General features: G+C 67.5%; 17 protein-coding genes. 12 read left to right on the top strand and 5 right to left on the bottom strand.

The window, feature by feature from the left end:
• Positions 1 to 69: 69 nt before the first annotated feature.
• From RBB84_RS07315 to RBB84_RS07325, 3 genes are all read right to left on the bottom strand, one after another.
• Positions 70 to 654 (bottom strand): PadR family transcriptional regulator, encoded by a 585-nt coding sequence (locus RBB84_RS07315; protein WP_006552020.1) that lies wholly within the window; start codon positions 652 to 654, stop codon positions 70 to 72.
• A 19-nt stretch (positions 655 to 673) separates the two neighbouring features.
• A complete protein-coding gene (locus RBB84_RS07320; RefSeq protein ID WP_064255590.1) occupies positions 674 to 1663 on the bottom strand; it encodes a nitronate monooxygenase family protein in 990 nt (329 codons plus the stop codon).
• 187 nt (positions 1664 to 1850) lie between these two features.
• Positions 1851 to 2939 (bottom strand): helix-turn-helix transcriptional regulator, encoded by a 1089-nt coding sequence (locus tag RBB84_RS07325; protein WP_064255591.1) that lies wholly within the window; start codon positions 2937 to 2939, stop codon positions 1851 to 1853.
• Positions 2940 to 3027: 88 nt separating this feature from the next.
• Between RBB84_RS07325 and RBB84_RS07330 the strand changes: the two genes are divergently transcribed.
• Both RBB84_RS07330 and RBB84_RS07335 read left to right on the top strand, forming a co-directional pair.
• Positions 3028 to 3486: a hypothetical protein gene (locus RBB84_RS07330; protein WP_064255592.1), complete on the top strand. Its 459-nt coding sequence runs from the start codon at positions 3028 to 3030 to the stop codon at positions 3484 to 3486.
• Positions 3483 to 3887 carry a DUF1304 domain-containing protein gene (locus tag RBB84_RS07335; RefSeq protein ID WP_064255593.1) on the top strand — a complete coding sequence of 135 codons (405 nt, stop codon included), beginning with the start codon at positions 3483 to 3485 and terminating at the stop codon, positions 3885 to 3887. The genes RBB84_RS07330 and RBB84_RS07335 overlap by 4 nt, the downstream gene beginning before the upstream one ends.
• 75 nt (positions 3888 to 3962) lie before the next feature.
• Here the strand turns inward: RBB84_RS07335 and RBB84_RS07340 are convergent, their stop codons facing one another.
• On the bottom strand, positions 3963 to 4934 hold the full coding sequence (locus tag RBB84_RS07340) for a pirin family protein (protein WP_064255594.1): 972 nt from the start codon (positions 4932 to 4934) through the stop codon (positions 3963 to 3965).
• A gap of 140 nt (positions 4935 to 5074) precedes the next feature.
• Between RBB84_RS07340 and RBB84_RS07345 the strand changes: the two genes are divergently transcribed.
• The 7 genes from RBB84_RS07345 (at position 5075) to RBB84_RS07375 (ending at position 14116) form a co-directional block, all read left to right on the top strand.
• On the top strand, positions 5075 to 5914 hold the full coding sequence (locus RBB84_RS07345) for a MerR family DNA-binding transcriptional regulator (protein WP_024100906.1): 840 nt from the start codon (positions 5075 to 5077) through the stop codon (positions 5912 to 5914).
• The gene (locus tag RBB84_RS07350; protein WP_041803342.1) at positions 5911 to 6747 is read left to right on the top strand and encodes a hypothetical protein; all 837 of its coding nucleotides are present in this window, start codon (positions 5911 to 5913) and stop codon (positions 6745 to 6747) included. Before RBB84_RS07345 ends, RBB84_RS07350 begins: the two co-directional genes overlap by 4 nt.
• A 183-nt stretch (positions 6748 to 6930) precedes the next feature.
• The gene (locus RBB84_RS07355; protein WP_024100908.1) at positions 6931 to 8244 is read left to right on the top strand and encodes a helix-turn-helix domain-containing protein; all 1314 of its coding nucleotides are present in this window, start codon (positions 6931 to 6933) and stop codon (positions 8242 to 8244) included.
• Positions 8245 to 8374: 130 nt separating this feature from the next.
• Complete coding sequence (locus tag RBB84_RS07360; protein WP_024100909.1) at positions 8375 to 9838, top strand: AMP-binding protein; 1464 nt, start codon at positions 8375 to 8377, stop codon at positions 9836 to 9838.
• A 72-nt stretch (positions 9839 to 9910) separates the two neighbouring features.
• On the top strand, positions 9911 to 11728 hold the full coding sequence (locus tag RBB84_RS07365) for a DUF3556 domain-containing protein (protein ID WP_064255595.1): 1818 nt from the start codon (positions 9911 to 9913) through the stop codon (positions 11726 to 11728).
• Complete coding sequence (locus RBB84_RS07370) at positions 11725 to 13140, top strand: NAD(P)/FAD-dependent oxidoreductase (RefSeq protein ID WP_024100911.1); 1416 nt, start codon at positions 11725 to 11727, stop codon at positions 13138 to 13140. The genes RBB84_RS07365 and RBB84_RS07370 overlap by 4 nt, the downstream gene beginning before the upstream one ends.
• Positions 13141 to 13252: 112 nt before the next feature.
• On the top strand, positions 13253 to 14116 hold the full coding sequence (locus RBB84_RS07375) for an oxygenase MpaB family protein (RefSeq protein WP_064255596.1): 864 nt from the start codon (positions 13253 to 13255) through the stop codon (positions 14114 to 14116).
• 7 nt (positions 14117 to 14123) lie between these two features.
• Here RBB84_RS07375 and RBB84_RS07380 read toward each other — a convergent pair whose 3' ends face one another.
• Positions 14124 to 15431, bottom strand: a complete 1308-nt coding sequence (locus RBB84_RS07380; protein ID WP_064255597.1) for an alpha-hydroxy-acid oxidizing protein — start codon at positions 15429 to 15431, stop codon at positions 14124 to 14126.
• Positions 15432 to 15560: 129 nt separating this feature from the next.
• Between RBB84_RS07380 and RBB84_RS07385 the strand changes: the two genes are divergently transcribed.
• From RBB84_RS07385 to RBB84_RS07395, 3 genes are all read left to right on the top strand, one after another.
• The gene (locus tag RBB84_RS07385; RefSeq protein WP_024100914.1) at positions 15561 to 16226 is read left to right on the top strand and encodes a class I SAM-dependent methyltransferase; all 666 of its coding nucleotides are present in this window, start codon (positions 15561 to 15563) and stop codon (positions 16224 to 16226) included.
• 100 nt (positions 16227 to 16326) lie between these two features.
• A complete protein-coding gene (gene rsgA, locus RBB84_RS07390; protein WP_024100915.1) occupies positions 16327 to 17376 on the top strand; it encodes a ribosome small subunit-dependent GTPase A in 1050 nt (349 codons plus the stop codon).
• Positions 17377 to 18102: 726 nt separating this feature from the next.
• The gene (locus RBB84_RS07395) at positions 18103 to 18909 is read left to right on the top strand and encodes a glycoside hydrolase family 19 protein (protein WP_231911940.1); all 807 of its coding nucleotides are present in this window, start codon (positions 18103 to 18105) and stop codon (positions 18907 to 18909) included.
• The last annotated feature ends 7 nt before the right edge of the window (positions 18910 to 18916 follow it).

Consider the following 18916-nt stretch of genomic DNA (forward strand, 5'->3'; position numbering starts at 1 on the left):
ACCTGCATCCGTGTAGACAAGCCGACCTCCCTCGCGTGGTACGCCTCGGCCCGGTTCTCGTGTTCCGGTCTACGGGACCGTTCCGCTACGGTCGGCGGAGGAATCCGGTGTCGGGTCGAGCCGGTCGATCGTGTCGAGCGCCTCGTCCAGCCAGGTCAGCCACGTTTCTTCGAGGAGGATGCCGAGGCGGAGCACGAGATGTTGCAGGGTGCTCCGCGCGTCGCCCCGGACCTCGACGAAGTCGCGTTGCTCGATGGCGCGATACTGCTCGAGCATCGCCGTCCGGTAGGCGCGTTGATGTTCCAGCGCGGGACGCGCGGCGTCGGGATCGTCGAGCGCCGCGGCCGCGCGCAGGCGCACGGAGACACCGGAGCGCACCACGTCCGGATCCTCGATCTCGGAGATCCAGCCGCGCAGCAGTCGGCGACCGTCCGCTGTGATGGTGAAACGTCGGGGCTGACCGCGACCGGGTTTTCCGTCCGTCGGGACTTCACGGATCAGGTCGCCCGCCCGCATCCGGTCCAGTTCTCGGTAGATCTGCTGGTGGGTCGCGGGCCAGAAGTACCCGATCGACCGGTCGAAGCGCCGCGTCAGTTCCAGTCCGGTGCTGTCGCGCTCGACCAGTGCGGTGAGGATGGCGAACCTGAGAGACACCGCGTCAGCCTAGGTCACGCTATCCGGCGTCGATCATGGCGACTCGGCGTCGTTCGAGGGACGTCCACGCCAGCTCGTACTCGTCGCGGAGTCGTTGGACGAGCTCGCGGGCGGGGACGACGGACTCGATCGCGCCGAGGCCCTGGCCGGCGCCCCAGATGTCGCGCCAGGCCTTGGCGCCGGTGTTGCCACCGGACCCGAAGTTCATGGCGGACGGATCGGACTCGGGGAGGTCGTCGGGGTCGAGTCCGGCGGCGACGATGCTTCCCCGCAGGTAGTTGCCGTGCACGCCGGTGAACAGCTTGCTGTAGACGATGTCCTTGGCGGTGCTGTCGACGATCATGTTCTTGTAGTCGTCGGCGCTGCGGGCCTCCTCGGTGGCGAGGAAGGCTGTGCCGGCGTAGGCGAGGTCGGCACCGGCGGCCTGGGCAGCGAGGATCGAGCGGCCGTGGGCGATGGAGCCGGACAGCAGCAGGGGGCCGTCGAACCACCGGCGGATCTCCTGGAGCAATGCGAACGGTGACTGCGTCCCGGCGTGGCCGCCGGCGCCTGCGGCGACGGCGACGATGCCGTCCGCGCCCTTGTCGATCGCCTTGTGCGCGAACTCGTTCGAGATCACGTCGTGGAGGACGATGCCGCCGTAGGAGTGAACAGCCTCGTTGACCTCCTCTCGGGCACCGAGCGAGGTGATCACAATGGGGACCCGATGCTCGACGATCACCTCGAGGTCCTGCTCGAGTCGCTCGTTGGAGCGGTGCACGATCTGGTTGACGGCGAACGGCGCGACGTACTCCTCGGGGTGGCGCACCGCGTAGTCGGCGTTGCTCTCGGTGATCTGCTGCAGCCAGTCGACAAGCATCGACTGGGGACGGGCGTTGAGTGCCGGGAACGATCCGACGACTCCGGCCTGGCACTGGGCGGACACCAGTTCCGGTCCCGACGCGATGAACATCGGGGAAGCGACCAGGGGCAGGCTCAGCGGGCCGGACAGGATCGGTGGCAGCGTCATGGTGTGTTCCTTCTTCGTCTAGGGCGGTCCCTCTCACGCCAGACTATGTGCAACAAGGTGCAAAAAACAACGGGCCGACGTCACCTGCTCTGGAACAGAGGGATTTCGGGCGTGGCAGCTGCATGCACCGAGTGGCACTGTGGCATACAACGAGCAACCCCGCTCAATGTGTAGTGAGCGTGATCGCTCAGTGCGCGGACCTGATCGTCGGCGTGTATGGGGGCGACAGGGACGGTCGGGGCATCTGCCGGCCGGCCAACCGAGCGACGAGTTCCGCGCGACTACCCGCCCCTGTCTTCGCATAGACGGATTTGAGATGGTCGTGCACCGTGTTCGGCGTGATGCCCCGGTGCCGAGCGATCTCGGCCGTCGACAGTCCGTTCAGCACGTCGGTGCACACTTCGCACTCGCGGGCGGTCAGCGCGTACGCGGCGAACAGCATGTCTGTGAGTTCACTGTCGGCCGCGGGTTCGATCGTGACCGCCGTGCGGGCCTCGTCGCCGTCGGCGCTCAACGGCGCCGCACGGACGACGATCCAGCCTCCGCCGTCGTTGCGGATACGTGCCCGGAACACCCCGGTCGAACTCGCCCGAGCCCCGAATGTTGCCGCCCGCAACAGCAGTGCCAATCGCACGGGACCGGCGAGCCGTTCCTCCCATGCCCGCGCCGCGACCGTCGATGCGACCGGCTCACCCGCTGGATCCGTCACGATCACGGCCGGTCCCGGATCGGCTCCGGGGCGTGCACGCAGGGTGTGGACGGCGGCCGCCCGGGTCGCGACCGCCACCGCCGGCGCGACCATCGTCAGGAACTCCAGCTCCCGATCCGTGAAGTCCGGTCCCGATCGGACGAAACCGGCCGATCCCCAACACAACCCGTCCACCGTGAAGACGACCCGCACCTCACGGTCGAGTCCGAGTGGGCGCCACACCGCAGCGTGCCGGAGGCTGTGGGCGAGTTCGGTCGACGGTAGATCCGAGGCCCGCACCACCGTTCGCCCACTGCGGGCGATGTCTGCGAACGTGGCGGGATCGTGTCCACTGCATTCCGATTCGGCGAGCAGTGGCTCGTACTCACCGGGAATGCGGTTGCGCCCACTGGTCATCGAACCGAACGCCAGGGTCAGGGGATCGAACAGCGCCCAGCACGTCAGCTCGCTGCGTACGGTGCGATCGACCAGTTCGATGGCACGTTGGTGCAGTGCGGTGACGCCGGCGCCGGTGCCCGCGAACTCCAGGATCTCGCGGCGTAGCCGCTCCGCCCGCACTTCGAGCATGAGCCCAGTATGCGCCGGATCCGGGAGACGGGAGCATCCCCGATTCAGGGGATGGTTCGGCTGCTTCCGGGCCCCTAGCGTCGCAGATGTGTCCACGATTCATCTCGAACGGGCCGGTACGGGCAGGCGATTGTCGATGCCGGACGCCGTCGTCACCGTCCTGTCGTCCGGTGAACACACCGGCGACGCCTACGAGCTCATGCTGGTCGAGGCCCCCTGCGGCAGCCCACCGCCCCTGCACTCCGAGCCTTGGCCCAAGACCTACCACCTGCTGCGCGGCCGGATCCTCGTCCTGCTCGACGGCGAGGGCTGCGAACTCGCCGCCGGTGACACGCTCACCATCGCGGCGGGCACGATGAACACCTTCTCGGTCCTCACCGACGATGCGGTCTTTCTCCTCGTCTGCTCCGGAACCGGGATGAGCGGTTTCTTCACCGACCTCGACGCGCTGGGGGAGGAGCACCTGCCCGAGGATGCACTGATGAGCAGGTTCGGGCAGATCGCCACCCGTTACGGAATCCGATTCGCCGAGGAGGTCTCGCCATGATCGTCGTTGCGCAACTCGCGGCCCTGGTCGCTGCTGCGGTGCACCTGATGGTCTTCGTGTGGGAGACGATCCTCTTCCGCCGTCCGAGCATCCACCGGGACGTGTTCCGCATCCCGACCGAGGACGTCCAGCCCGTGCGGATGTGGGCGTTCAACGTCGGCTTCTACAACCTCTTCCTCGGATCCGGAACGCTTGCCGGCGTGATCCTGTGGTGGACCGGGCACGAGACGCCGGGCCGCACCCTCGTCGTCTACACGTGCTCGTTCATGTTCCTGGCGGGCATCGCCCTGTTCGCCTCGGACCGGATGGCCATGAGCCGTCCACGAGGTGCCGGGGTGGTGGGGTCGCTGTGCCAGTGCGTGCCGTCGCTGGTCGCGCTCGTAGCGCTGGCACTGGCGTAGAAGCGGTGCAGCCGACGATTTGGTGTTTCCGACCTCGCTCAGCGCGGTCGAGAACACCGAATCGCAACTATCCTTCTAGGCCTTCTCGTCCGCGGTGTGCACGGCGGGAATGGAACCGAATCGCCCGGCCTGGAAGTCCTCCATCGCCTCGATGATCTCGGCGCGGGTGTTCATGACGAACGGACCGGCCATGACAACGCGTTCACGAATCGGCTTGCCGCCGAGCACGAACACCTCGAGGGCGTCGGTGCGCGAATCCTGCGTCGCGGCAGCAGAGATCGTCAGGCTCTCACCCCTGCCGAAGACGGCCGTCTGTCCGGTGCGGATCGGACGGTGTTCCGGTCCGACCGCGCCATCGCCGGCGAGCACGTATGCCAGGGCGTTGAATTCGGGGTTCCACGGCAGGGTGACGCTCGCTCCCGGCGCCACGGTCGCGTGCAGCAGGGTGATCGGCGTGTGCGTCGAACCGGGGCCGCGGTGCCCGTCGAGCTCTCCGGCGATCACCCGGATGAGCGCGCCGCCGTCGGCCGAGGACAGCAGGACGACCTCGCCGCCGCCGATGTCCTGGTACCGCGGGGCGACGAACTTCTCGGCTTTGGGCAGATTCACCCACAGCTGCACGCCGTGGAACAGTCCGCCGCTGACCACCAGGTGTTCCGGTGGTGCTTCGATGTGCAGGATGCCGCTGCCCGCGGTCATCCACTGGGTGTCGCCGCCACCGATGGTGCCGCCGCCTCCGTGGGAGTCGCGGTGCTGCATGATGCCGTCGATCATGTAGGTGACGGTCTCGAAGCCGCGGTGCGGATGCCAGGGCGTGCCTTTCGGTTCGCCGGGTGCGTAGTTCACTTCGCCCATCTGATCCATGTGGATGAACGGGTCGAGGTACTTCGTTTCGATGCCCGCGAATGCACGGCGGACGGGGAAGCCTTCGCCTTCGAAGCCGCGCGGAGCGGTGGTCACCGACAGGACGGGACGCGAGAGCGCGTCGGGTACGGGCTCTTCGACGCGGGGAAGAGCGAGAACGTTGTCGACGGTTACGGCGGGCACGGTAACCCCTCTCGGTCATGTAGTTGATTTGTCAACTACCTTACTGCACTCAACCGCCGTCCTCCTCGAGTTGTTCCCACCCGACGTGTGGCGCATCCACGACTTGACCCTGACGTAGCGTCAGGGTCGATGCTGAAGCCATGAGGATCAGTGACTTGGCCCAGGCCGCAGGAACCACCGTTCGCGCCGTCCGGCACTATCACCGGCTCGGGCTCATGCCCGAACCCTCACGGACACCCAACGGATACCGGGACTACGAACTCGCCGACCTGGTGCGCCTACTGCGCATCCGCTGGCTCGCCCAGTCGGGTGTCCCGCTCGGTTCGGTGGCGACCGTCCTCGGTGGCCACTTCACCGATGGCGACGACCGCGATGCCGAATCCGATCTCACCGCAGACCTCGAATCGCTCCTCGAGGCGGCGGATGCCCAGATCCGGACCCTGCAGGTCAAGCGCGATGCACTCGCCGCGATTCTCGAGCGTCACCGCGCCGGCGATCGGCTCTCGCCCTTGCCCGCGCCGATCGTCGACGCGTTCGACGAGCTCATCGACGGCGAGGATGACCCGCACACCCGGACTCTGTTCGTCCGCGAACGCGACAGCTGGGAGATGCTCGCACTCACCGGGCAGGCATCGCCGGAGTATCTCGACGCCATGCGAACCCTGCTCGACGACCCCGAACAACGGCACGCGATGGTCGCCGTCTACCGACGCTTCGGTGCGCTCGCCGGACAGGATCCCACCGCGGCAGCCGACGAGATCACCGCCGTCATCGACGGCATGACCGCGCTGCTCGACGACATCCCGATCATGGCGGAGGTGCTCGGTTCGTGGGCGGCCGAGGCGGCAACTGCCCTCGAATCGAACACCGAGGTGCTCGCCGAGTTCCTTCCGGACCCGGCCCAGCAGGCCGTCGCGATCGGGTTCGTCCGGCGCGTCGCCGCACAGTCGGGACCGCAGCAGGACGGAGCGCGGGCATGACCGGGCGCACCGTCCGGCTCGTCCACCGGGCCGCCCTCGTCCTCACCGTGGTGGTGGCCTGTACGAACGCCGTCCTCGCTGCGCTGGGCGTCTTCACACCGGCGACAGCACTGAAGGTCTGGCTCGGATTCGAGTTACCTCTCGGGATCCTGGTGCTGATCGTCGGCGCACTGCGCGTCCGAGTTCTGCGCCGATCCGGAACACCGTGGGCGGGGGTGCTCGACGAGCTCGTCGGCCGCGTGCCCGCGACCCTGATGCGCGCGGAGCTGAGAAGCTACCGCGCCCTGTGGTTCCTGATACGAGGGCATCGGGTCGGCGCCGGACCTGAGGTGACGACGATCGGTTACACCCGCGGCACGATGAGCGTGCCGATCGCGTGGCTCGTGGCGTCGGTCATCGAGATCGCGGTGGTCCACATACTCGTGCCCTGGGAATGGCTGCGCTGGACGTTGCTGATCGTCTCGGTGTACTCGCTTCTTCCTCTCGTGGGGTGGCTCGCCGATCGTGTCGTCAATCCGCATCTTCTGACGCGGGACGGCCTGGTCCTGCGCTCCGGACACCAGGTCGTGGCCCGTATCGATGCCGACAACCTGCAGCAATGCATCCCGCGCCATCGCTTCCAGCCGACGGAGACGGGCGTGGACGGCGAGGTGCTGTTCCTGCCCGGTCCCGACGGCACCAATCTCGACCTCGTCCTCGCGGAACCCGTCGAGACCCTGTTGCCGGCCTTCTTCGAGCACCGCCGCCGTCCGGCGCTCGTGAGCCGGTTCGCGATCCACGTCGACGATCCCGCAGCGGCGCGCCGAGTACTCGACGCCGCGCTCCTCGCCTGACGCAACGAGGGGGAAATCGACGATTTCGTCCACCGGATCCGTTCCGCATGCGGTGACCTGCGTTCATCGTGTATGGCAATGCGGCATGTCAGGACGAAACCGCGGGCTGACGCTCGGGAAGGACCTCGCCGGTGGTGTGGTGATCGCACACTGTGCACGAGAGTTTTCTGGTAGACGAGTGCAATGAGCGATGACGCCCGACGCGGGACTCCGTCGAAGGACGCGCGTGCCGCCGAGGTGCAGGAACTCGTCGTGGTGGTCGGTGAGCGGCTGCAACGGCGGTCCGGCGAGCTCGTCGCGAGCATGGACGCGGCGATCGAGTCGGTCGTCGAGGATCTCGGCGAGTCCGAACTGACGGACATGCTGCGGGCGAGTGTGGAGGGCAATGTCGACACCATCCTGCACATGATCAGCAACGACATCCCGCTCGATCGCATCCAGCCGATCACCGCGGCCACGGAGTATGCGGTGCGGCTCGCGCGACACGGCGTTCCTGCGGCGGCGCTGCGGCGGGCGTACCACATCGGCTCCGACGACCTGTTCAACCAGGTGTTCGCGGAGATCCAGCAGCTCGATTGTGCACCCGACCTGAAACTCGAGTTGCTCCATCATTTCGCCGGGTGGATGCACAAGTACGTGGACTGGATGACGCGCGTCGTGCTCGACGCGCACGAAGAAGAGCAGCGGGTGCTGGTCCAGCAGTCCGAGAACGTGACGTCGGCGCTGGTGGAGCAGGTGTTGAGCGGCGGCGCGTTCGATACCGAGGACTTCGCGACGAAGACGGGTTACCGGCTCGACGGAACCCACCTCGGTGCGATCGTGTGGATCGGAGGCCCGGCCCAGGGCGCAGACCAGACACCCGCGCTCGCGGCAGCAGCGGAGACTCTCACCGTCGCGGCCGGTGGGGGAGGTGCGCCCCTGTTCGTGCCGGTGGATCGGCGCACGGCCTGGTTGTGGACGACAAGGGCCGGTGGCACGGTCGTCGACCTGCCGCGCCTTCGGACGGCTGTGCAGGCCGTCCCCGGGTTGCGCGTGGCATTCGGGAAGCCGGGCGCTGGGGTCGCGGGGTTCCGGCGGAGTCACGAGCAGGCCGAGGCGGTGCGGATCGTCGCGAGCACCGCGACCGTTCCCCACAGCCGAGCGGTGTACTACGGCGAGGACGGCATGTCCGCGACAGCGGTGCTGGCACGCGATCTCGCGACGACCAGGCGTTTCGTCGCCGATACGCTGGGTCGGCTCGCGATCGACAGCCCGGCCGCGGAGCGGTTGCGGGACACGACGCGGGTGTTCCTGCGAACCGGCGGAAGCTATGTGCAGACCTCCGAGGAACTCGTCCTCCACCGCAACACCGTGAAGTACCGGCTGCAGAAGGCGGAGGACGAACGGGGACGGCCGATCTCCGACAATCGACTGGATCTCGAGCTGGCTCTGCACGTCTGTCACGTGCTCGGACGACCCGTGCTGATGCCCAAGGAAAAGCGTTCGTCCGGCCGCTGACCCGATTTTTGTGCAGAATCGACAAGAGAAGCGTCGAAGTTGGTCTCGCGGGGACGTGTCCTGGATCATGCCGACCGCATAGTGTCGTGCATCACAACCGATACGTGCTCGTCCGACCGAGGAGCTGTAGATGCCCTTCTCCCGCTTTCCCTTTCTTCCCTGGAACGTCCCCGCCGAGGATCGCTCTCGTACGGCGGTCCGGGACGACAGGCTCGAACTCACCTACGCTCAGCTCGACGACCGAACCCGCGCTGTCGCAGCACAGTTCGCGCGGCACGGCGTCGGCGCGGGCGACATCGTCGCGATCATGCTGCCGAACCGGGTCGAACTGCTCGTCGCGATGCTCGCGGCGTGGCGTCTCGGTGCTGCTGCGACACCCGTCAATCCGGCGTTCACGGAATCGGAAGCGGCCTATCAGATCTCGGACTCCGGCGCTGTCCTGGTGGTCAACCACTCGGTCGGCGCACCGGACGGCGGCCGACCCAGCATCGCGGTGGACGATCTCGCCGACGAGGGCGACGGCCCCGATCCTGTGGCCCTGCGCGGCGACGAATTGAGCCTGGTCATCTACACGAGCGGTTCCACCGGCCGGCCGAAGGGTGTGATGCTCGATCACGACAACGCCGAGGCCATGTCGTCGACGATGGCGCAGCATTTCCGTCTCACCGCCGACGACCACTGCATGCTCGTCCTGCCGCTGTTTCACGTCAACGCGATCATGGTGAGTGCACTGGCGGTCTGGCGCTCGCACGGACAGCTCAGTGTCATCGGATCGTTCTCCGCGACCCGGTTCTTCGGCCACGTGGAAAAGCTCCGTCCCACATACTTTTCCGCTGTACCCGCAATCTACGCGATGCTCGCGGCGCTGCCCGACACCGTGCGTCCCGACACCTCGTCGCTGCGGTTCGTGGTGTGTGGCGCGGCGCCGGTGTCGAAGGAACTGCTGCAGCGGTGCCATGACCGCTTCGGGTTCGTCATGGTCGAGGGATACGGACTCACCGAGGCGACCTGCGCGTCCGCCTGCAATCCCGTCGACGGCGTGCGCAAACTCGGAACGGTCGGACCGGCACTGCCCGGACAGCGGATCGGGATCATGTCCCCGGACGGTCAACTGCTGGCACCCGGTGAGACAGGGGAGGTGGTCATCGCGGGACCGACCGTCATGCGCGGCTACCTCGATCGCCCCGACGCGACCGCCGAGACCGTCCGCGACGGCTGGTTGCACACCGGGGACATCGGCATCCTGGACGAGGACGGTTATCTGCGCATCGTCGACCGCGTCAAGGACATGATCATCCGCGGAGGCGAGAACATCTATCCCAAGGAGATCGAAACCGTCCTGACCTCGGTCGACGACGTCCTCGAAGCCGCGGTCGTCGGGCGTCCCGACCCGGTCCTCGGCGAGGTTCCCGTCGCCTACGTGGTGCTGTACCCGGATGCGACGACGACCACCGAGGACCTCCTCGAACACTGCCGACGGCACCTGATGCGCGCGAAGGTGCCCGAGCGGATCGACATCCTCGACGCGCTACCGAAGAACCCCGTCGGCAAGATCGACAAACCCTCGCTCAGGCGCACATTGCAACACGCCTGACCCCCTCCCTCGTCCTACCTCGACGCGAGCGCCCCTCGCGGTGATGAGCCCTGCCCACCTTCAGGAGTCACAATGGGATTCAAGACGGCAGACATGCCACCGGTCGACCCGGCCACCTACGACGACATGCCCTTCATGGAGCGCATGCGGGTGCTGGCGACCCACTGGGCCGAATACGGTTTCGGCAGCCCCAAACAGATGCACATGCTCTACGTGTACAAGCTGATCTTCTACGTTCTCGGCGGGGTGGCCGTCGTCGGACTCACCACTCCCGGACTGGGTTTCGCCGACCTCGCCGGCTGGTGGGGTGAGCCCATCGTCTACCAGAAGCTGATGGTGTGGACCATCCTGTTCGAGATCACCGGCTACGCGTCGTCCTCCGGACCGCTGGCGTTCAAGTTCAAGCCGTTCACCGGTGGCTGGCGCTACTGGACCCGCCGCGGCACCCTGCGGCTCCCACCCTGGCCGAAGGTGGTGCCGTTCACCCGCGGTGACCATCGCACCGTCGTCGACGTCGCGATCTACTTCGCACTCCTGGCCACCCTGCTGTTCCTGTTGCTCGGACCCGGCGTGACAACCGCTGCCCTCCCTGGAAGCGAAGTCGGGTTGCTTCCGCAGTGGGCGCTGCTGACCTACGTCGGCCTCATCGTCGTCATGGGCCTGCGCGACCGCGTGGTCTTCCTGGCCGCGCGCTCGGAACAGTACGTCGCCGTCATGTTCTTCTTCGGCATCTTCAGCAACCACGTCGACATGATCCTGGCCGCCAAGATCGCGCTGGTCACCGTGTGGTTCGGTGCAGGTGTCTCCAAGTTCGGTCACCACTTCACCAACGTGATCCCGCCGATGCTCAGCAACACCCCCTGGATTACCTCGAAGCGGTTCAAGCGCTCGCTCTACCGCAACTTCCCGCAGGATCTGCGTCCGTCGAAGGTCAGCTGGTTCCTCGCCCATGTCTGCGGCACCGTCGTCGAACTCGTCGTCCCGCTGGTGCTGCTGTTCTCCACGAACACGACGATCACCTGGCTCGCCATCATCGGCATGGTCATGTTCCACATCTTCATCACCTCGACCTTCCCGCTGGCGGTCCCGCTCGAGTGGAACGTCTTCTACATGTTCGCCGCCGTCTGGCTCTTCGGCGGATTCCCCGCCGGCGCCGGCTACGGGGTGGGCGACGTGAGTTCCGTCTGGATCCTCGCGCCGATCCTCGTCGCCTTCCTGCTGTTCCCGATCCTCGGCAACCTGCGCCCCGACCTCGTCTCCTTCCTGCCGTCGATGCGGCAGTACGCCGGCAACTGGGCGTCGGCCCTGTGGGCCTTCCGCGGCGACGAGGCGGAGAACAAGCTCAACGAGAACCTCACCAAGTTCAACGACAATCAGATCGACCAGCTGAGTGGGGCGTTCGGCAAGGAGGTCGCCGAGATCTTCATGCAGAAGGCGGTCGCATGGCGCACCATGCACAGCCAGGGTCGCGGCCTGATGTCGCTGATGATGCGGCACCTCGACAAGCTCGAGAACTACCGCATCCGCGAAGGCGAGTTCACCTGCACCACCCTGGTGGGCTGGCAGTTCGGCGACGGTCACCTCCACAACGAGCAGACCATCAGCGCGGTGCAGGAGCGGTGCCGGTTCGAACCGGGAGAATGCGTCATCGTGTGGATCGAATCCCAGCCGATCCATCGGAAGACGCTGGAATACAAGGTGATCGACGCGGCGCTCGGTGTCGTCGAGCGCGGTCACTATCACATCGAGGACGCGGTGTCGGCGCAGCCGTGGCTGCCCGACGGCCCGATCCCGCACACCGTCACCTGGCGGATGGCCGGCTACGAACCGGCCGGGACGGCCTACCTCCACCCGCAGGTCCGGCCCGATCGTGTCAAGGTTGGAGCATGACCGACGCGGTGATAGTCGGCAGCGGGCCCAACGGGCTCGCTGCCGCCGTCGTCCTCTCCTCCGAGGGCGTACGGGTACGAGTGCTCGAGGCAGCCGAGACGATCGGTGGCGGCACCCGCAGCAGCGAACTGACCCTGCCGGGCCTGCTCCACGACGAATGCAGCGGCTTCCACCCGCTGGCCGTGGACACACCCTTCAGCCGGCAGTACGACCTCGCGGAACACGGTCTGATCTGGTCGTGGCCCGAGGTGCAGTACGCCCACCCGCTCGATGGCGGACGTGGTGGCGCGGCCTACCGATCCGTGGACGACACCGCCACGGAACTCGGGACCGACGGGGCCAGGTGGCGCCGGATCTTCGGCGCGCTGACCGAACGATTCGGCGGCATCACCGAGGATTTCCTGCGCCCGATGCTGCACGTACCCGTCCATCCGGTGCTGCTCGCCGGATTCGGGATGTTCGCCGCGATGCCCGCCGACGTGCTCGCGCGCGCCTGGTCCACACCCGAGGCGCGCGCCCTGTTCGGTGGGGTGGCGGCCCACGCCCTGCGGCCCTTCGGCTCGCCGATGTCCTCGGCCATCGGCGTCGCGCTGGGGACGGCCGCGCACGCCTACGGGTGGCCGGTCGCGCAGGGCGGATCGCGCGCCATCGCCGCAGCGATGGCGTCACTGATCGAGAAGAACGGCGGCACCGTCGAAACCGGGGTGCGCGTGGAGTCCCTCGACGAACTCGGCAACCCCGATCTGGTGCTCCTTGACACCTCACCCGCCGACGCCGTACGGATCGTCGGCGACAGGCTGCCCCGCCGCACCGCCCGCGCCTACCATCGGTACAAGCACGGGCCCGGCGCGTTCAAGGTCGAGTACGCCGTCGAGGGCACCGTGCCCTGGCAGCACGAACCGTCCCGCCGCGCCGGCACCGTCCACGTCTGCGGTTCGTACGCCGAGACGGCGGCAGCCGAACGCCAGGTGAACCGGGGGGTCATGCCCGATCGGCCCTACGTCCTGGTCGGCCAGCAGTTCCTCGCCGATCCGTCGCGCTCCGCCGGGAATCTGAACCCGCTCTACACCTACGCGCACGTCCCGCACGGGTACACCGGCGACGCGACCGAGCTGATCACCGCCCAGATCGAACGGTTCGCCCCGGGCTTCCGCGACACGATCCGTGCCGTGCACGTGCGGACGACGACCGAGATGTCCGTCCACAACGCGAACTACGTGGGCGGCGACATCGTCACCGGAGCCAACAGCGCGGTGCAGCTCGTGCTCCGGCCCCGCCCGGCACTGGACCCGTACGCGACCGGCGTTCCGGGCGTGTACCTGTGCTCGGCGGCGACTCCGCCGGGTGCCGGGGCGCACGGCATGTGCGGGTATCACGCCGCCCGGTCGGCGTTGGCGTACCTGCAGACCTGAGGTGATTTTCCGGGGTGAATGTGCGGTGAAGGGCCTGCGTGGCGCGCGAAACTTCGCATACAGAAATAACATTCTCCCGATATGCACTTCCCCCGGTGCTGAAGGAGCCCCCGTGACCGCAACCACCCCCCACCCTGCCCGGAACGCGCCGCGTGAAGACGACGGTTACTTCGGCCCCGGCTCCGTCTCGTGGAAGGTGTACGCCGATCCGTCCTCTCGCGTCGCCGGCATGGCGGGTCTGCTGCTGCAGGCACTCAACCCCGGCATGATGCGACTGTTCGAGCACGCGTCGGCCGCGTACGTCGATCCGAAGGGGCGGGACGAGCGCACCGGCCGCTATCTCGACACTGTCATGTTCGGCGACAAGGCCCACGCCGACGCCGCCGCAGCCTCGGTGCGCCGCATGCACGCGCACGCCGTCTGGGACGACCCGCACACCGGCACGACGTTGCGCGCAGACGAGCCCGTGTGGATCGACTGGACTCACAACGCTCTCGCGTTCGCGCTGCTGCGTGGTGCGGAGGCTTTCGGCCTCGACCTGACCCCCGCCGAACAGGACAAGTTCGTCGTCGAACAGCACATCGCCGCAGAGCTCGTCGGCGCAGACCCGGCCCGTCTTCCCGCCACCCGCGCCGACCTCGAGGCGTACGTCGACGAGCAGCGCCACTGGTTGTCGCTGTCGCTCGCCGCCGCCGAGGTGACGCACGCGCTCCGGAAGCCGAACCTGTGGGGCAATCCGGTGAAGGTGTTCACCTTCGTCGTCGTGCAGGACGACATGTTGTCGCTGCTACCGGAGTGGGCGCGCCTGATGTACGGCATCGAGGGCCGCCCGATGAACCTGGGCGCCGCCGCGCGCACCACCAAGCGGCTCATCGGCATCGCCCGCAAGAACGAGTCGTACGACAGGATGGTCGCCGAGATCACCACGCGCATCGACGAGACCCCGTACCGCAAGGGGCGTGCGCGCAAGGCCTGACCCTGTTTCAGAAGGAGGGATTCGGCCGGACGAACCGTTCGTCGATATCGGCGACCGAACGGGCACCGGTCAATGCCATGGTGAGGTCGAACTCGGCGATCACGTTGCGGACCACCTCCTCGACGCCCTGCCGACCCGCGATCGCCAGTCCGTACATGTAGGGCCGGCCGAGGAGTACGGCGTCCGCGCCGAGCGCGAGCGCGACGAAGACATCGGCACCGCTTCGGATCCCGCTGTCCAGCAACACGGTCGGCTCCCGGCCGATCGCGGCACGGATGTCGAGCAGAGCATCGAGTGAGGCGATCGATCCGTCGACCTGACGTCCACCGTGGTTCGACACGACGAGGGCGTCGACGTCGAGGTCGACGGCGCGACGCGCGTCGTCCGGATGCAGAATTCCCTTGAGTACGATGGGAAGTCGCGTCCGGTCCCGCAACGTCGCCAGATGCTCCCAGCTCAGTCCCGGATTGGAGTAGATGTCGAGGAAGGTCTCCGCGGCGGCGCGCGGCACGGGGGAGCGGAGATTGTCGAGGAATCGACCCGGATGGTTGCGGGTCATCGACAGCAGTGTGCGGATCGCGCCGAGCGTGACATCGGGTCGCTCCGTCAGCGTGTCGCGGGCGGCGTCGATCCGCTGCCGGACGATGTCGAGGAAGCGGGGATCCGAGGTGTACTGGGCGATGCCCTCGCCGCGTGCGAACGGCAGCGACCCGAGATTCAGGTCCTGCGGACGCCATCCCAGCATCGTCGTGTCGAGGGTGACGACGACGGCCTCGGCGCCGACTGCTTCGGCGCGTCGCAGCAGGCTGTCGACGAGATCCTCGTCGGAACTCCAGTACAGCTGGAACCAGCGGGACGCGGAGCCCATCGCGCCAGCACAGTCCTCCATGGAATTGCAGCCCTGATTGGAGAAGATGTACGGCACGCCGGTCGCGGCGGCCGCCCGCGCGATCGCCAGGTCGCTGTCGGCAGCCATCAACGCTCCCGCCCCGATCGGGGCCAGCAACAGCGGCGAGGAGAGCGACGTGCCCGCCACGGTCGTACGCAGGTCGCGTTCGGTGACACCGTGGGCCATGCGCGGGACGATCGCCCATCGGTCGAACGCGCGCCGATTGTTGCGCATCGTGCGTCCCTCGCCGGCGCCGCCCGCGACATATGCCCAGGCCCGCTTCGAACTCGCACGCCGCGCGGCGCGTTCGAGGTCGCCGAAGGACGTCGGAACGGCCGGACTCCGGCCCAGCGCTCCGTTGCGGTACACGACCCCCTGGCGTTCCCGGCCGGGGCCGGCGGGTGCAGATGCGGCAGTTTCGGTCACGAGTGAGTTCCCCTCTCGAGCGGTGGCGCTTGTCGATCCTTCCTCACGAACCCGGTCGAGTGAACCGGTTACCGGTGTCGAGTTCGGAATCGATGCGGTGGATCCGGCGGCGGGCGTACCGTCGGATCCATGACCGAGGACGGCCAGGTTGCACCGTGGGACGACATCTACCGGGGCGTCGCCGAAGGGTTTTCGGGCCCCGTACCGTGGAACATCGGCGAACCCCAGCCCGAGATCGCCCGATTGATCGACGAGGGCGGATTCCGCAGCGACGTGCTCGACGCGGGCTGCGGACATGCCGAGACCTCCCTCCATCTCGCGGCACAGGGGTACACGGTGGTCGGTCTCGACCTGTCGCCGACCGCCATCGAAGCCGCTCGGGCCGCGGCGACGGAGCGGGGCCTGACTACCGCGACCTTCCAGGTCGCCGATATCACGTCGTTCACGGGGTTCGACGGCCGGTTCGCGACGATCGTCGACAGCACCCTGTTCCATTCGCTGCCCGTGGACCGGCGCCGCGCCTACCTGAGCGCCGTCACCCGTGCCGCTGCTCCGAGCGCGTCCTTCTTCGTCCTCGCCTTCTCGAAGGACGCCTTTCCGGAAGAGGGTCAGGGACCGAATCCGGTGACGGACGACGAGTTGCGCGACGCGGTCGCCGAGTTCTGGACCGTCGACGACGTGCGGCCGGCATTCATCCACGCGTTTCTCGGCGACGAGGATGCTGCCGCGTGGCAGCGGGACGACAAGGGCCGCTCGATGCTCCCGGCCTGGTTGCTGTCGGCCCACCGCGGTTGAGGGTGCACGCGGAAATTCGATTGCATTGCCGGGGTGCGAAGTTCACCATCGGATCTGTCGGAGCGGACCACCCGCGCCTCGTCATGATCCAGGAGTCACCGTGCACCCCGATGTCTCACCCGGAACCGATCCGCTGGTCGAGTACGGCTGGTCCGAACAGATCGCGGAACGGTTCGCGGACAACGACATCCAGGGAACTCCCGGCCGGATCGTGCGGGTCGGTCGCGGTCACGGTGACGCCGTGACCTCCGCCGGTCCGCTGCGGGTGCGGACGGCAGGCCACCATGTCTGTACCGGCGACTGGGTGATCGTGCGCGAACCGCCCACCGAAGGCGACACGATCGGCACCGTCTGTGCGGTGCTGCGGCGTACCGGCGCGATCCGTCGTGCTGACGCGTCGGGTCGTTCGGAGGAGCAGGTTCTCGCCACCAACGTCGACACCGTCGTGGTCACGGTCGCGGCCGACACCCTCGATGTCGGTCGCATGGAACGTCTGCTGGCGCTGGCCTGGGACAGCGGCGCGCAACCGGTGGTCGCCCTGACGAAGGTCGACCTCGCGACCGAAGCGGTATTCGAGCAGGTCGCCGTGCTCACACCCGGAGCGAGCGTGGTCGAGGTCTGCGCACCGGACCGATCCGGATTGAGCGAACTGCGCACGCTGCTCCACGGCACCGTCGTGTTCGTCGGAGCGTCCGGCGCCGGGAAGTCGACACTGGTCAACGCGCTGTGCGGTCGCGACATCCAGGCGACGGCACCGGTTCGGCAGGCGGACGGCAAGGGCCGGCACACCACGACCGATCGGGAGATGTTCCCTCTGGGTGGGGGCGTGACCCTCATCGACACTCCGGGGTTACGGGGCGTCGGGATGTGGGACGCCGGTGCCGGCATCGCTTCCGCCTTTCCCGAGATCGACGAGCTTGTGCGGTACTGCCGCTTCGCGGACTGTGCGCATGAGACCGAACCGGGATGCGCGGTTCGTGCCGCCGTCGACCGCGGCGACCTCGATGCCCGGCGAGTGGAGAGTCATCGCAAACTGCGGCGTGAGAACGAATGGATCGCGGCGCGGTCCGATGCCCGATTGCGGCACGAGCGGACCCGGGAGATCAAGGTGATGAGCCGCGCGATCCGGGCGTACTACCGCGACCGCTGAGGGTTTTCGGCGCGGCATACAGGGCGGTCGGTACTCCTCCGCGTAGTTCGCGCGGTGAACCGGGGCTCGCTACTGCAACACGCCGCGTCGACCCCGTTTCGACGCGCTGATCATGGAAGACCCGACCGAATGGTCGGGGCCTTCGACCTGCGCGAACATACCGGTCGGTACTTCCTGCTCGCGTCCGTAGCATTGTGAACGCGGACGGTCTCGGCGGGCGTGCAGCTGCGCGTTATCGAGGTGTGTCGTCGGACACGAAATGATTACGACCCAGCTCGGGGGTGTACTTCTCCTGGGTCGAACCGAACCGGTCTGTTCTCGAGGGGGCGACCCATCGCGGCCTCGATTCGATCATCTGTGGGACAAACCTTCGGCGCGTGCCGTCGTGTCCTCGAAGGTATTGCTGCACAACTAATTCGATGAGATCGCAGCGATCCTCGGTGGACGAGGGACGGGATCGGCCGGGTGCTGTGGCGACGGGTTCTCGCTGGGCCGGCCGAATGCGGGCGCCGCAATGATCGACTTTCGAGTATGGCGCGCATGACTTTCTCGGGTTCAGATGGCGTCGGCCACGATCGCTTGAAAACCTCTCGACCTGCGACGTTACCTGGTTGTGACCTGATGGTCGCGTGTTGGCCCTCCGTGCGGTGGTAACGATCCCGCCGGTGATGCCCGCGGCCCCGTTCTAAGGCCGAACCAGCTTCGGCGAATCTTGGAGCACGACCCTTGTCCGTTTCATCATTGCGCCGTTTCCGTGCCGCGGTCGCCGCGGCGGCCGTCCTCACCGCCGCGCTCGGCGTCGGTACCTCCGCCGCCCATGCCGACACCGCACCCACCGCCCCCACCCAGACCCGTTTCCAGGAGCCCCGCGACCTGCTCCGGGCGCTCGACTTCGACGCCCTGGCCGCCGACGGCTGGACCGTGACGGACGACGAGGAGGCCGACTCCGCAGAGGCGACCGAGGTGGTCGAACTCGTCGCCGAGACGACTCCTGCGCCGCTCCCCGCCGTCACACCCGAGGAACTGACCCGCATCGTGCCGGGCATCCCGGCGGAGAAGGTCGAGCAGTTCATCGCGCCGCTGAACGATGCGATGGCGCGCAGCGGCATCGACAACCCGGTCCGTCAGGCGGCGTTCATCGCCCAGCTGGCCGTCGAATCGGACTCCTTCCGCACCTTCGAGGAGTACGCGTCCGGTCGCGCATACGAGGGTCGCGCCGATCTCGGAAACACCCATCCCGGCGACGGTGAGCGCTACAAGGGTCGCGGCGCGATCCAGATCACGGGCCGCCACAACTATGAGAAGGTCAGCGAGCACATCGGCGTCGACTTCGTCGCGCACCCCGAGCTGCTCGCCGCGCCGGAGAACGCCTTCACCACCGCCGCCTGGTACTGGACGTCGCGCAACCTCAACGAGATCGCGGACACCGCAGGGATCGTCCGTGTGTCCGAGCTGGTCAACGGCGGTCACCATGCCCTCGGTCGCCGCATCGACGAGTTCGAGCGTGGTCTGGACGTGCTGCTCCAGCCTTAAGCCCGAC

The organism is Rhodococcus sp. D-6, from assembly GCF_040256695.1.
Lineage (GTDB): Bacteria > Actinomycetota > Actinomycetes > Mycobacteriales > Mycobacteriaceae > Rhodococcus > Rhodococcus pyridinivorans.